Raw genomic sequence first — 14947 nt, 5'->3', positions numbered from 1 at the left:
AATGACTCAATTATAGCTATGCTAGTTAGATGGAAAATAAACTAACGGTGAAATAAATTAGCTTAAAAGAATCATTGATTCATTAAACAAAAACATGAAAGAATTATTAAAGAAGTACGAAGATAAATCTCCTGAAATTATTTTTAATTGGAAGGATTCTGAAACCGAAGCCGAAGGTTGGGTGGTTATAAATTCGTTACGAGGTGGTGCTGCCGGAGGGGGAACACGTATGCGCAAAGGACTTGATATGAATGAAGTATTATCCTTGGCTAAAACCATGGAAATTAAATTTACGGTTTCTGGGCCTGCCATTGGTGGTGCTAAATCTGGTATAAATTTCGATCCAAAAGACCCGAGAAAAAAAGGTGTTTTAGAGCGTTGGTATAAAGTGGTGTCGCCCTTACTTAAAAGTTATTACGGTACAGGTGGCGATTTAAATGTAGATGAAATACATGAAGTGATTCCAATTACCGAAGAGAGTGGGGTTTGGCATCCTCAAGAAGGTGTTTTCAATGGGCATTTTAAACCAACGGAAGCCGATAAAATAAACCGCATTGGGCAGTTAAGGCAAGGGGTTGTTAAAGTAATTGAAAACCCTGTTTATTCTCCAAATGTTTCAAGAAAATATACGGTTGCCGATATGATTACGGGCTTTGGTGTTGCTGAAGCCGTTAAGCAATACTATCATATTTACGGTGGATCGATAAAGGGTAAACGCGCTGTAATTCAAGGATTTGGAAATGTTGGAGCAGCCGCAGCATTTTATTTGTCCCAAATGGGTGCAAAAGTGGTTGGAATTATCGATATTGCAGGCGGTTTAATTAATGAGAAAGGTTTTACTTTTGAAGAGGTTACAAACTTGTTTTTGGCTAAATCTGGAAACACATTGGTAAGTGAAAATTTAATTCCTTTTGAAGAGATTAATCAAAAAATCTGGACTATTAAAACGGAGATATTTGCGCCATGTGCAGCATCGCGTTTAATTACTATCCATCAAATAGATGAAATGATAGATAGCGGTTTGGAAGTTATTTCCTGTGGTGCCAATGTACCTTTTGCCGATAAAGAAATTTTCTTTGGACCCATTATGGAACATACCGATTACAGGGTGAGTTTAATGCCAGATTTTATTTCAAACTGTGGAATGGCACGCGTATTCGCCTATTTTATGGAGCGTCGTGTGCAAATGACAGATGAAGCTATATTTAATGATACATCTAACAGAATTAGAGAAGCAATAGAAAACGTATATAATAAAAACCAATCTAAAACTGGCATTAGCGCAACTGCTTTTGAAATTGCGCTAAGCCAACTTATATAATTTTAATTTTTTTTATGGAAGCAGCAATTATTTTAGTATTTGTAATAGGTTATTTAGCAATCACGCTAGAACATAACCTAAAAATAGATAAACTTATCCCCGCTTTAGTTATGATGGCTATCTGTTGGGCATTAATATCTTTAGGTTTAGAGAGTTTTCCTAATTGGTTCGATTCAGCAAAACATGGTTTGGTACAAGGTTTTGCAGGGTTTGCACCCGAAGAGAAAATGCATTTAATGGAAGAAACCCTTTTGCATCACCTTGGAAAAACAGCTGAAATATTGGTGTTCCTTTTAGGTGCGATGACCATTGTTGAAATTATTGATTATTTTGATGGGTTTTCAACTATAAAAGACTTTGTAAAAACCAAAAAGAAAACAAAAATTTTGTGGCTTTTTGGCTTTTTAGCGTTCATTTTATCGGCAATTATAGATAACCTTACGGCTACCATCGTGCTAATTTCTATTCTTCAAAAAATAGTAAAGGACAGAGATATTCGTATTTGGTATGCTGGTTTAATCATTATAGCTGCAAATGCTGGAGGTGCTTGGTCTCCAATTGGAGACGTTACAACTACCATGCTTTGGATTGGTAAGAAAGTTTCAACAGGGCATTTAATGGGTTATTTATTAGTGCCATCGTTCTTATGTATGGCGGTACCATTTTTAATTGCTACCTTTTTACCAGTTTTCAAAGGCGATTTAGAAATAGAAGAGGTTGAGGAACAAAAAAAATCAAAATACAGCAGCACTATGTTGTATTTAGGTTTAGGAGCTATCGTGTTTGTTCCCATATTTAAAATGGTAACACATTTACCTCCTTATGTAGGCATGATGTTGTCTTTAGGTGTTGTGGCTGTTTTTGCTGAAATATACAGTTCTTCAAAATTTAGTTTGAGCGATTACAATGATGCAGAAGAAAGTGAAGCACATGCACACCATAGTCCAGTTCACAGTTCATTATCTAAAATCGAATTGCCAAGTATTTTATTCTTCTTAGGAATTTTAATGGCGGTTGCATCTTTAGAATCTTTAGGTATTTTGTTTCAATTTGCAGATTCGTTGAAAGAAGGTATGCCTATGCTTGGAACAGAATTACATTATCCTAATGAAGTAGGCAAAGGTGTTTCCGATTTAGTGATGATTCTATTAGGAGTTGGTTCGGCAGTTATTGATAACGTGCCATTAGTAGCAGCTAGTTTAGGGATGTTCTCTGAGCCTATGGACCACGAACTTTGGCATTTCGTAGCATTTTCTGCAGGTACAGGAGGAAGTATGTTAATTATAGGTTCTGCAGCAGGAGTTGTTGCTATGGGAATGGAAAAAATCGATTTCTTCTGGTACCTAAAAAAGATTTCATGGCTTGCGGCAATTGGTTTCCTTGTGGGGTCGGCAGCATTTATGGTTACAAGAACATTATTTTAATAAAGTTTTGTTCTTAAGTTTGAAAGAATTTAAGCAAAAAGTAGTTTTATATACTTAAACACAAAAAGAATCGTTATACTGTTCAAGAAATATATTTTTTATGTTGAATACATTATTACAAAATACACAAGAAGGCGCAGAGTTGCTAACCGATACTGAGCCTGTAGAAAAAACACTTTCCATTATAGAATTAATTAGTAGTGGTGGTGTTGCAGGACAAGTTATTATCGCTTTACTTTTCCTTATGTTGGTGGGCGCTATTTACATTTACTTTGAACGTTTGTTTGCTATAAAAGCGGCATCAAAAATTGATGCAAATTTCATGAACCAAATTAAAGATCACGTGTCGCATGGTAAAATTGATTCTGCTCAAATACTTTGTGCGCAGGTAAATTCTCCAGTTTCCAGATTAATAGGTAAAGGCATTTCTAGAATAGGAAAACCTTTAGCCGACATTAATACCGCTATTGAAAACGCAGGTAGGTTAGAAGTTTATGGTTTGGAAAAAAACGTAAGTATTCTAGCAACCATTTCTGGAGCAGCTCCTATGATTGGGTTTTTAGGAACTGTAATAGGTATGATTCTTTCCATTTTTGAAATTGCAAATTCTGGAGGGCAAATAGATATAAAATTACTTGCCGATGGTTTGTATACGGCTATGACAACCACAGTGGCGGGTTTAATTGTGGGCATTGTTGCTTATATGACTTACAACCATTTAGTGGTTAAAACCGATAAAGTAGTATATCAAATGGAGGCGAACTCATTAGAGTTTTTAGATCATTTAAATGAACCTACATAAAAAATGAACTTAAAAGGAAGAAATAAAGTAACGCCAGAGTTTAGTATGGCATCTATGACAGATATTGTGTTTCTGTTATTGATTTTCTTCATGCTAGCTTCTACATTGGTAACCACAAACGCTATTGATATTTTATTGCCAAAAGCCAGTGGAAAAACCGAAAATAAAAAATCTATTGCGGTAAGTATAAAGGAAGATCTAACGTATTATATAGATCAAAGGCGTGTAGGTGAGAGTGTTTTAGAAACCGAATTATTAGCTGCATTAGCTTCAGAAGAAAAACCAACCATTGTTTTAAGAGCTGAAAAATCGGTGCCTATTGAAAATGTTGTAAAAGTTATGGACATCGCCAATAGAAATAAGCTAAAAGTTATTTTAGCTGTAAAGCCTGAATAATTCGCTTTCGCGGAAAACGGCACGATTTTAGACTGTACTAATTCAAGAAATTTTAAGCCTCAATGAAGTATTTTGAAACCAAACATGAAAGAGATTCAGCAAAATTAACAGCATTAATTTCTGTTATTATTTTGCTGTTATTGTTTGTTGTTGGTACCAAATATATGGATCCGCCAGAGGAATATGGTATGGAGGTAAATTTTGGGACTACCGATTTTGGTTCGGGTACAGTACAACCTTTAAAACCAATCAAGTCAGAGCCTGTCAATATTAATAAACCAGCGGAGGTTGAACCTACTAAGGCAGAACCTACAAAAGCTGCCGAAACTAAAGAAGAAGTTTTAACTTCTGACAACTCAGAGGAAATAGCTATTAAAAAACAAAAAGCCATAGAAGCAAAGGCAAAAGCTGATGCCGATGCTAAAGCAAAAGCAGAAGCTGAAAGGGTAGCTAAAGAAAAGCGCGAGCTTGATGAAAAAAAGAAGAAGCTGGACGCTTTAATTGGAGGTGTTAGTAAGTCGGAAGGGACTGCTTCTGGAGGGGAAGGCGATGATAATAAAGCAGGTGATAAAGGGCAATTGGATGGAGATCCTTATGCACCAAGTTATTTTGGTTCTGGCGGTGCCGGAAGCGGTGGTGTAGGCTATGGGTTAAATGGCCGTGGTAGTGCATCATATCAAACGTTAAAACAAGATTGTAACGAATCTGGAATGGTGATTGTTAGAATTGTTGTAAACAGAGCAGGTAATGTTATTGAAGCAGAGCCAGGTGTGCGAGGAACCACTAATACGGCAGCTTGTTTGTTGGAACCTGCAAAAAAAATAGCTTTATCACACAAATGGCGACCAGACCCTAACGCACCTACAAAACAAATAGGTTTTGTGAAAGTAAACTTCAAATTAGGGCAGTAACATGACGTATCAAGATACATTAAATTGGATGTTTTCTCAACTGCCAATGTATCAAAGACAGGGTCAATCGGCATTCAGAAAAGATTTATCCAATACCATAAAATTAATCGAAAGATTAAAACATCCGGAAAACAATTTTAAAAGTATCCATGTTGCTGGCACTAATGGAAAAGGTTCTACAAGCCACATGCTGGCATCTATTTTACAAGAAGCAGGTTATGAAGTAGGTTTGTATACTTCTCCCCATTTAAAGGACTTTAGAGAACGTATAAAAATTAATGGCAAAGTTGTTAGCAAACAATTTGTTACAGGCTTTATAGAACAACACAAGGCATTTTTTGAAGAAAACTCACTGTCCTTTTTTGAAATGACCGTAGGAATGGCATTCGAGTATTTTTCAAAGCAAGAGGTGGATATTGTGGTTATTGAAGTTGGGATGGGAGGCAGATTGGATTCTACAAATATTATAACACCTGAAGTTTCCGTTATAACCAATATAGGATTGGACCATACGCAGTTTCTCGGCACCACGTTAGAAGCGATTGCTTTTGAAAAAGGAGGCATCATAAAGCCGAATGTTCCAATAGTGATTGGTGAAACCCAAAAAGAAACAACACCTGTTTTTATAGAATTGGCTAAAAAAAACAACTCTAAAATTGTTTTTGCAGATAATGAAGTTACGGAGGCTTTTGTTTCAGATTTAACTGGAATTTATCAATCTAAAAATATCGTTACGGTTGTAAATGCAATAAAAGAGCTTCAAGAAAAAGGTTTTAATATACCCCATCAAAACATAAAAAAAGGGTTGTTGCGTGTTGTGAAAAATACGGGATTGATGGGGCGTTGGCAAACGTTACAACTCAATCCTAAAGTGGTTTGCGATACGGGGCATAACAGAGATGGATTGAATTATGTTATGGAACAGTTGTCAAATGAAATATTTGATGCTTTACATATCGTTTTTGGAGTTGTTAATGATAAAGATTTAACCTCTATAATAGATGTATTGCCTAAAAAAGCAACTTATTATTTTTGTAAACCCGATATTCCGCGTGGATTAGAAGCTAACGAACTTAAAAAATCTTTAGCTACGCACGGGTTAAAAGGTAAGGCTTATAACTCTGTTAATGAAGCATATAACGCTGCTTTAAATAGTGCGTCTGCCAGTGATTTTATTTTTATAGGGGGTAGCACTTTTGTTGTAGCTGAAATAATTTGATTTTTTTTTAAAAAAGTTTTTGCAGATTGAAAATCTAGCTTATATTTGCACACCGATAACAAGGGCAATTAGCTCAGTTGGTTCAGAGCATCTCGTTTACACCGAGAGGGTCGGGGGTTCGAATCCCTCATTGCCCACAAAAAAAATCCTAAAGTGAAAGCTTTAGGATTTTTTGTTTTTAACAGTTTTTGTTTCATAGTTTGCTCTTTTTTTTATAAAATAGTATCTTCACTTAAGTTTCTATTAAGTTTCTATAACTGGAAAATTACTTTGTTCATGGAAATTAGTGATATAAAAGGTATTTATAAAGAGGTTTTCAAGTCGTACGACCATCCTTCTTTGGAAGATCATGTTCAAAAAATTATTGAACTAGATGCTTACCTGCCTTATAATTCTACTTTTTTCTGTATTACCAACACAAGAGACTTAACCTTTGAATACATTAGTAAAAATATGCCTGCTTGTTTAGGGTTAAATAAAGATTTATTTATAAAGCAGGGTATGCGGTATTTTTGGGGTAGAATGCACCCAGAAGACATTGAGCTGTGGTTGCAGGCTTTGAACGATTTAATGGATTTCACATTAAGTGAAATAGATATTGAAGATAGAAGTAGAATGAGTTACACTTGGAATTATCGGATTAAAAATGCAGATGATGAGTATGTGAATATCATTCAAAATACAACGCCGATTGAGTTTGATAGTAATGATAAACCTATTATTGGTTTAGCACATTATACCGCACTTGATTCTAGAATAAAAATGGAAATTTGTGCATCGGCAAAATTATTGAATGACAATAATGAATATGAAACCAAGTATTTTAATAATTTTTCTCAAAAACGATTGTCTGATATTGTAAGCAATAGGGAACGTGATGTTATAAGATTACTTGTTTTAAACCATTCTAGTAAAACAATTGCCGAAAAATTGAATATTAGCTCAAATACGGTTGATACCCATCGTCGTAACATTCTTAAAAAACTAAATATTTCTTCAACGGGTGAATTAATAGCGATGCTTAAGATGAATTCAAGTATCATTTAACTTTTTTATAAACTGTTTTATACAGCTACAAAGTTAAGATGTTAAAGAGTATGAATGTATTTTATCGAAAATTTAACTTAAATACTCAAATTGAGTATTGCGAACCTAGTATTAATAGTGCAAATTTGATATGCTATTAAATTAGTTCTTAGGGAGAATTAATAAAAAGCACCTATTGTTTTTAATTTAAAATTAATAACAAGTTAGGTGCTTTTTTGTGATGCAAAACTAAAATTTGAAATGTCTAATTGTTAGGCTTATGCGGGAATTGTAAGGAATCTTGAAGCAGAATAATTTCCGTTTTTTACTTTTTAAACATAATATACGATTATGGGACTTTTTTAAATCAAGTTTTTTCGGTGATTCAAAAATTGTGATGACCTATCTGGTATTTTGGAAAAGTCCATTTATGTAGTATTTGGCTATTAATTCAGGGGTATTTTTACATCCAGATTTACTTAAAATATTCCTTTTATGAGTGTTAATGGTGTGAGGAGATATAAATAATAGTTTAGCAATTTCATTAAATGTCTTGCCTTGGGACAGTATTTCAATGATTTCTTTTTCTCGTTTAGAAAAAATATCTTTAAATAATATGGTTTTTAATGAGTTGTTTTCTCGATTGATGATGGTATAGCCTTTATCGTTTTTTGCATAATGATAAGATTGTTTTTTTGTGCTAATAAAAGAAACATTGTGGTTAATCGGTATATTTAAATGAGTAATATCTGTATGTACACACAACGATTGTTCAATTTTACCATCATTAGATGCATTAAAAACGGAGGCTTGGTGTAAAAGAGTTTTATAAGTCCCATCATTATGTTTTATTCGCATAACATACACGGATTTATAAGAGAAAAAGTCTTCCTTTGGAATTTTATTAAAAAAAAAGTCTAATACAAGAGTTTCTTTTTCATTCATTGAAGCTAAATCTTCTGGGTGCATTCTTTCAAAGCACTTTTCCATTGTAAACTCTTCAGGTTCCATGCCTAAAACGTCGCGGAGACCCTCATGAACGAAATCCATAGTGATATTTTCAAAATTCAGAATAAAATAATAAAAACTTCCAGCAGCAAAGCAAGATGCAATTTGATCTATTATTTCTAAAATAAGCTCTTTCTTTTTAGGTAGTTTTATGTCATTCTCTTTGCTCCAAACACTAAAAACTTTTGCGCCATCATTGTTGTCCATATTTTTATGGGTTTAGAACTGATTAAAATTCCACTAGTGTTGTATATAACAAGCATATAAAAATGATATCACTAATGTATTTAATTTTTTCTTACGAATTATTATATAGAAGCATTTTGTAGTTAATATATTTTCTGAGTTGTTTGAAAAATACTTAAAATTAGGTATTTCATATAATTCTCCTTTGGTATAGCTTTACCATGTTACTAATTAAAAATAAAGGAGAGTTTGAAAACAAAATGCTGCTTGCTAAAATTTGATTATAAACATTCGTACCTGCATTTTTCTCTTATTGATGAATATTATACTTTGAAATAGTTGGTATGCATAATGAATAATAATTTTTTTACTTACTCTAAAGCATTAAATATAATATGAAAAACCAAAAAATAAAATTAAGTATTATTCTAATGTTATGTATTGGGCTAGCAACTGTTGAAGCGCAAGTGGCAATTATTACATTAGGTGGAAACGCTTCCAGTAATTCAGGGTCTGTGAGTTATACAGTGGGACAATTGCTTTTTAATACCAATTATGTTTCAAATGGTTCAATAACAAATGGAATACAACTACCTTTTGAAATTTACAATGTATTAGGTTTAAAAGAATTTAGGGGTAAAAGCATGAATCTTTATGTATATCCTAACCCAACTACTGATTTTTTTATCTTAAAAGTTGACAATGATTTTAATAATGAATTGTCGTATCAAATTTTTGATACTAGTGGTCGACTTTTATCAAACAAAAAAGTTTTGGTTAATGAAACAAAGATTGAAGTACGTGATTTTGTTACTGCTACCTATTTCTTAAAAATTTACCAAAAGAATAGAGAAATTAAAACTATTAAAATTATTAAAAAACAAAAAGGATGAAAAAAAATTTCACAATCTTAATGGCAATAATTACAGTTTCTAGTGTTTTTGCTCAATTAGGTACTGCACCACAAACAATAAGTTATCAGGCAGTAATACGTAATGGTTTGAATACTTTAGTTCAAAATAGCCAAGTAGGAGTAAAAATATCAATCCTTCAAGGAAATGTTAATGGATCAGCTGTATATGTTGAAACACATACTTCGCAAACAAATCAAAATGGATTATTAGACTTGCAGATTGGTGGAGGTAAAGCTGTGTCTGGTGTTTTTACTAATGGAATCTATTGGGGGCAGTCTTATTTCTTAAAAACAGAGATAGATCCGTTGGGAAGTACAGATTATACAATTACAAGTACAGCAGAGATGTTATCTGTACCTGTATCTAATTATGCCCATGTTAGTGGAACTTTACACGGTGAATCCTGGAAATTTGTTGGGGCATATAAGGAAGTAAACCCAACCTATCCAAATGGGTCTATTGAGGGGTATTGTTTTATTACTTATTTGGGTGTTGATAAGGTGTTATGGACATTTAGGTACGCAGGATTTGATAGAAATGATGATGGTTATTTTGATTGGGATGAAGTTGAACCCGAACATTCATATTATGGAACAGTTCTTGGCAATGTTGTTACATTTCCTTCTCAACAAGTATATGGAGAGGAGTTTACAGAAGAAATTATTGGGATATTAAACGGTGATACTTTAACAATATCAACTCCTGTATATCCGGAAGACGGTGTTACAGTCTTGATTAAGCAACTATAAAAAAGGCATATTCAAAATTTACCAAACGGATTGTATTTTTTGAAACTTAAGAATGGAAGCCCTGTTAATTTCAAAAAAAGTAAAAAGCATCACCAATAAATTAATAATAACCAGCCAAAAAACCAACCCCATTATGAAGAAACTATTGCTTTTATTAGTTGTAGTATTTGCAGTAAATAACACAATAAAGTCTCAAAGCTACTTTGGGTACACTTTTGATAATTACTCAGGTATTCATGGGCTAACACTTAACCCCGCCAATGTTGTAGATTCTCCTTTTAAAACCGATATAAACATCATTTCAGGTAGTTTGTTTGCGGGGAGTGATTATTTGGGTGTCAATATCCAAGATATTATAAAATCAGAAGGTGGTTTTGACTTTGATTTAGACGCACAAAAGTCCGCAAAAAATGATAATAATTTCTTTTTAAATATGGATGTTTTATTACCTTCATTTATGTTCAATTTAAGTAAAAAAAGCAGTTTAGGCATAACTACCAGATTGCGAGCTTTTTTAAATGTCCATAACATAAACGGGCAGTTGTACGAGAGTCTCGCCGATGAGTTTGATGATACCGAAGATTTTGAATTTAACTTAAAAGATTTTAAGGGTACTGTACATGTTTTTGGAGAAATTGGTTTAACATATGGTAGAATTTTAATGAATAATGAAAAACATTTATTAAAAGGAGGCTTCACATTAAAATATTTGCAAGGGGCTGGAGGTGCTTTTTTTAATGCACCATCCATTACTGGTTTTTATGATGCATCTGCAAATACACTTACAACTTCTGGTAATCTAAATTATGGGTTAAGCAGTGAGGAATTTGATTCTGAAGATATAGACATTACAAGAATCATTACTGCGGGATTTGGGGCAGATATTGGTTTTGTTTATCAATGGAATGATAAGAATAAAAACAAAACAGACGATTCTACTATTAAAAGATATACCAAATACAAGTTAAAAATTGGAGCATCCATTACCGATATAGGATCTATAAATTATAAGGAAGGTAAAAAAACAACATATGATTTAAATAATACGATAGATGTAGACGATTTTGATGATGAAAACAACGATAAATCGTTTGAGGAAATACTGGATGATAATTACAGTAGTGTTACTACATTGGGCAGTAATAGAATAAAATTACCAACAGCATTAAATCTTTTAATCGATTATAATATTACAGGTAAACTATTTACAAGCTTTGCAAGTTCAATGTCGTTAAGTAATACCGCAACAACTAATAGTATTATTAATACGGTTACCATTGCGCCCCGTTTAGAAATTAGTTGGTTAAGTATTTATAGCCCTATAAGCTTTAGACAATATGGAGATGTTGCTTGGGGTGCAGGTTTACGTTTAGGGCCTTTAACAGTAGGTTCTGGTTCTGTTTTAACAAATTTATTATCAAGCAATTCAAAATCTGCCGATATTTATTTTGGACTTAAAATACCTATTTATAGGAAATTTGATAAGAAGGTAGTTTAAAAATAAAATACTAAACAAATTAAAAAGATAATTATAATAAATCCAAAATCCGCTCCATAGCCATACCTCTTGAGCCTTTAATGAGTAAAGTGCTGTTTGTTAATTTTGAAGTTTCGAATTTATTCTTGAAATCATCAAAGCTTTCAAAAGTGGTTACTTTGTTTGAGTTGCTGGTTGTTTTATTAAAATTTTCACCAATCAATACTGCTTGAAAGTTTAAGGCCTCTATGAGGCCTATTATGTTGTGATGTTCCTGTTCTGCATCATTACCCAATTCAAACATATCGCCTAAAAAAGCAATCTTGTTTCCATCGTTAAGTTTTTCAAAATTTAATAATGCCGCCTGCATACTAGTAGGATTGGCGTTGTAGGCGTCTAAAATAATTTTATTGGAGCCTTTTGTTAAAACTTGAGAGCGGTTATTGCTTGGGATGTAGTTTTCAATACCAGTTTTTATGAGCTTGTCATCTACTTTAAAATAATTAGCAATGGTTATGGCAGCAGCAATATTAAAGAAGTTGTATTCACCTATTAAATGGCTTTGAATGGTTAAACCATTATAGTTGACGCTTACATTTGGCTGTGCTTCAATAAAACTAACTTGAACATCAAAACCCGTGTTTTTACCAAATACAATAGTATTGGATTGTTTTGTTTTTTCTAACTGAATAGCATCATTTCCGTTTACAAAAATGGTTTTATTGTTTTCGTTTAAAAATTGGTATAACTCACTTTTCCCTTTAATAACACCTTCAACACTTCCAAAACCTTCTAAATGTGCTTTTCCAAAGTTTGTTATATAGCCATAATCTGGTTTTGCAATATTGCTCAAAAATTCAATTTCTTTTAAATGATTAGCGCCCATTTCAACAATGCCTATTTCAGTGTTTTTGGTCATTGAAAGTAATGTTAAGGGAACCCCTATGTGATTGTTTAAATTGCCCACAGTTGCGGTTGTTCTATATTTTTGGGATAGTGTAGCGTTAATGAGTTCTTTAGTGGTTGTTTTTCCATTACTGCCTGTAAGTGCTATAATGGGAATATTTAAATATGTTCGATGAAATGATGCTAACTCCTGAAGCGTTTCTAGTACATTGGTTACTAAAATAGTTTGAGGGGATGTGTTGAATTCAGCTTCATCAACTATACAATATTTTGCACCACTTTCTATAGCTTTTACAGCATAGGTATTCCCATTAAAATTATCGCCTTTAAGTGCGAAAAACATATCGTTGGGTTTTATTTTTCTTGTATCTGTACATGCACTTTGGCATTCTAAGAAAAGTTTATGGAGTTGTTCTATTTTCAAGATTGGATATTTTAATATAAAGGTAAAAATTACAAAGCATCATAAATTTTGAAAGCCGCAATTGTTTTCAGAATTAAATGTATTAAAAAAGTCCTAACATTTGTCAGGACTTTTTTAATTATTTAAAGAAAGTTATTAATTCTTCTTTTTACTTGTGCTTTTAGATTTTGAGCCCACACGAGACATAGCGCATCTAAACCCAATATAATCGGTAGCCATATCTTGAGGGAAATAGCGTCTTTGAGCAGGATCTAACCAATACTCTCTATCTTTCCAAGAACCACCTTTATAAACCCTTACTTCATCGTTAATTAAAGAAGATCTATTGTTGGATTTATCATATTGTCTAATTATGTTTCCTGCAGAATCTCTAGTAATGATGTTTTTAGGCGAGTTGTACATTTTTCTTGTATGTGAAGCATTGCCGTTTTCATCCTCTTCATTGAAACTTTCAAAACGACGTGATGATCTTTTATCTCCATCTCTAAAGTTTATTTCGTCACTTTTATCAAAGTTAGTACGTAAATAAGTTTCATTTTCATCAATAGGAACTTGTAATATTTCACCAGGTAAGTTTCTTGCTACTATTTTTCCATTTGATAAGGTGTCATAAACAATATCATCAACTGTAACTACTTTTACAGAACCATCTTCGTTAATAGCGTTTTTAGTGTAAACGTTACCACGGTAGTAGTTAAAATCATTGAATTCATCATCAACTATAGGTCTGTAAACATCGGCAACCCATTCTGCAACGTTACCAGCCATATCATATAGACCAAAATCGTTTGGTGCGTAAGATTTAACAGCATTCGTAATGTCGGCTCCATCGTCAGACCATCCTGCAATTCCGCCGTAATCACCTTTGCCTTGTTTAAAGTTTGCTAATTGGTCACCTCTGTATTTGCGTGAACCATTACGTGTATATTGTCCATCCCATGGGTATTTTTTACGACCACGGTATAAATTGTAGCTTCTTATCTCACTTAATCCTAAAGCGGCATATTCCCATTCTGTTTCGGTTGGGAGTCTGTACTTCGGTGTAATAATCCCTGTTTCTCTGGTTGCATAGATGTTAGATTCATTGCCATCAGCATCTGTTCTAACATATCTTTTATTACCACGCTCTGGGTTGATAACTTCTTCGTTTCCACCATAAGTTAAGGTAGGGGCATTAATATAGGTATCTGTACTGAAAGTAGATTCTGGGTTTACGTCAACTACTTTAGCATCTCTTTTTAAATAGCCTGCTTTTTCTAAGTTGTATTCGTTAACACGATCTGATCTCCAATTTGCAAATTCTACAGCTTGAATCCAGCTTACGCCCACTACAGGATATTCACCATAACCTGGGTGACGTAAATAGTTTTCTGTCATAACCTCGTTGTAACCCAATCGGTTTCTCCAAACAAGTGTGTCTGGTAAAGCGCCATGATAAATGGCTCTAAAATTTTCGTCCGATGGTGGATAAACACGTTTGATCCAATCTAAATACTCCATGTACATAGCATTGGTAACCTCTGTTTCGTCCATGTAAAAAGACTGAACATGTTGTTGGTTAGGTGTATTGTTCCAATCATGCATCACGTCATCTTGAACGCGACCTTTTGTGAAAGTCCCCCCTTCAATAAATACCAATCCTGGAGAGGTTTCTTGTTCTTTAAAGTCAGTGTTGTACTGAAAACCACCTTCTCTGGAATTAATATCCCATCCGGTAGCTCTAGAACTATTCTTTGAACTCGAAGATTTTTTACAACCAGTTGCAGCTATAGTTAACGCTAAAACTAATAAAACCTTGAATGCTACTACTTTTTTCATATCCATACGTTTAAGTAAGCTAATAATATTTTTGGTGGTGCAATATAAGAATTAAACCGAACACCACAAGCTATTTTTTTCATTTTATCTAAAAAAAAGTGTATTTCACCCTATTTTTAGGTCATTACAACGATGTTTTTGTTGTTTTTTACCACTTTTCATAGGTCGTTTGAAATATATTAACGTGCGATTTACTAATTTATTATTGTATTTTTGCATTGGTTCTACATTTTGTTATTTTTTTAATAATAACACGACTGTAAAGACGTTATTTTAGCAATGAAACATCCATAACTAAATTTGAGGCCTATGGAAAATAATTATATGGATGTGCCATGTGTCCATTGTAATGCAATAGATTTAAAC

Annotated in this window: 13 protein-coding genes and 1 tRNA gene; 11 read left to right on the top strand and 3 right to left on the bottom strand. The window is 33.2% G+C overall.

What is annotated here, in order from left to right; translation table 11 throughout:
• The first annotated feature begins 94 nt into the window (after window positions 1-94).
• The 8 genes from J8H85_RS06635 (at window position 95) to J8H85_RS06600 (ending at window position 7120) form a co-directional block, all read left to right on the top strand.
• Complete coding sequence (locus tag J8H85_RS06635) at window positions 95-1321, top strand: Glu/Leu/Phe/Val dehydrogenase dimerization domain-containing protein (protein ID WP_209653806.1); 1227 nt, start codon at window positions 95-97, stop codon at window positions 1319-1321.
• Between the two features lie 14 nt (window positions 1322-1335).
• Window positions 1336-2745, top strand: coding sequence for a sodium:proton antiporter NhaD (gene nhaD, locus J8H85_RS06630; protein ID WP_209653805.1), 1410 nt, complete (start codon window positions 1336-1338; stop codon window positions 2743-2745).
• 100 nt (window positions 2746-2845) lie between these two features.
• Window positions 2846-3547 (top strand): MotA/TolQ/ExbB proton channel family protein, encoded by a 702-nt coding sequence (locus J8H85_RS06625; protein ID WP_209653804.1) that lies wholly within the window; start codon window positions 2846-2848, stop codon window positions 3545-3547.
• Between the two features lie 3 nt (window positions 3548-3550).
• Window positions 3551-3943, top strand: a complete 393-nt coding sequence (locus tag J8H85_RS06620; protein WP_209653802.1) for an ExbD/TolR family protein — start codon at window positions 3551-3553, stop codon at window positions 3941-3943.
• Between the two features lie 62 nt (window positions 3944-4005).
• Window positions 4006-4854, top strand: coding sequence for an energy transducer TonB (locus J8H85_RS06615; protein WP_209653800.1), 849 nt, complete (start codon window positions 4006-4008; stop codon window positions 4852-4854).
• Window position 4855: 1 nt separating this feature from the next.
• A complete protein-coding gene (locus J8H85_RS06610) occupies window positions 4856-6073 on the top strand; it encodes a bifunctional folylpolyglutamate synthase/dihydrofolate synthase (protein WP_209653798.1) in 1218 nt (405 codons plus the stop codon).
• A 62-nt stretch (window positions 6074-6135) separates the two neighbouring features.
• Window positions 6136-6210 (top strand) — tRNA-Val (locus J8H85_RS06605).
• A gap of 139 nt (window positions 6211-6349) precedes the next feature.
• Window positions 6350-7120, top strand: a complete 771-nt coding sequence (locus J8H85_RS06600) for a LuxR C-terminal-related transcriptional regulator (RefSeq protein ID WP_209653796.1) — start codon at window positions 6350-6352, stop codon at window positions 7118-7120.
• Window positions 7121-7501: 381 nt separating this feature from the next.
• Here J8H85_RS06600 and J8H85_RS06595 read toward each other — a convergent pair whose 3' ends face one another.
• Window positions 7502-8314 (bottom strand): LuxR C-terminal-related transcriptional regulator, encoded by an 813-nt coding sequence (locus tag J8H85_RS06595; RefSeq protein ID WP_209653794.1) that lies wholly within the window; start codon window positions 8312-8314, stop codon window positions 7502-7504.
• 374 nt (window positions 8315-8688) lie between these two features.
• Here J8H85_RS06595 and J8H85_RS06590 point away from each other — a divergent pair, with 374 nt between their 5' ends.
• The 3 genes from J8H85_RS06590 to J8H85_RS06580 are packed head-to-tail and all read left to right on the top strand — an operon-like array spanning window position 8689 to window position 11454.
• Window positions 8689-9186 (top strand): T9SS type A sorting domain-containing protein, encoded by a 498-nt coding sequence (locus J8H85_RS06590; RefSeq protein WP_209653793.1) that lies wholly within the window; start codon window positions 8689-8691, stop codon window positions 9184-9186.
• On the top strand, window positions 9183-9956 hold the full coding sequence (locus J8H85_RS06585; protein ID WP_209653791.1) for a hypothetical protein: 774 nt from the start codon (window positions 9183-9185) through the stop codon (window positions 9954-9956). The genes J8H85_RS06590 and J8H85_RS06585 overlap by 4 nt, the downstream gene beginning before the upstream one ends.
• A 52-nt stretch (window positions 9957-10008) precedes the next feature.
• On the top strand, window positions 10009-11454 hold the full coding sequence (locus J8H85_RS06580) for a DUF5723 family protein (RefSeq protein WP_245243745.1): 1446 nt from the start codon (window positions 10009-10011) through the stop codon (window positions 11452-11454).
• 31 nt (window positions 11455-11485) lie between these two features.
• Here J8H85_RS06580 and J8H85_RS06575 read toward each other — a convergent pair whose 3' ends face one another.
• Together J8H85_RS06575 and gldJ are read right to left on the bottom strand one after the other, a co-directional pair.
• Entirely contained in the window at window positions 11486-12763 is a 1278-nt protein-coding gene (locus J8H85_RS06575) for a UDP-N-acetylmuramoyl-tripeptide--D-alanyl-D-alanine ligase (protein ID WP_209653789.1), read from the bottom strand.
• Between the two features lie 135 nt (window positions 12764-12898).
• Window positions 12899-14587, bottom strand: a complete 1689-nt coding sequence (gene gldJ, locus J8H85_RS06570; protein WP_209653788.1) for a gliding motility lipoprotein GldJ — start codon at window positions 14585-14587, stop codon at window positions 12899-12901.
• Window positions 14588-14947 lie beyond the last annotated feature (360 nt).

Source organism: Mariniflexile gromovii (assembly GCF_017814435.1).
In the GTDB taxonomy this organism is placed as follows: Bacteria; Bacteroidota; Bacteroidia; order Flavobacteriales; family Flavobacteriaceae; genus Mariniflexile; species Mariniflexile gromovii.
The sequence above is the reverse complement of the archived record's forward strand: the minus strand, read 5'-3'. Positions and strand labels throughout refer to the sequence as shown.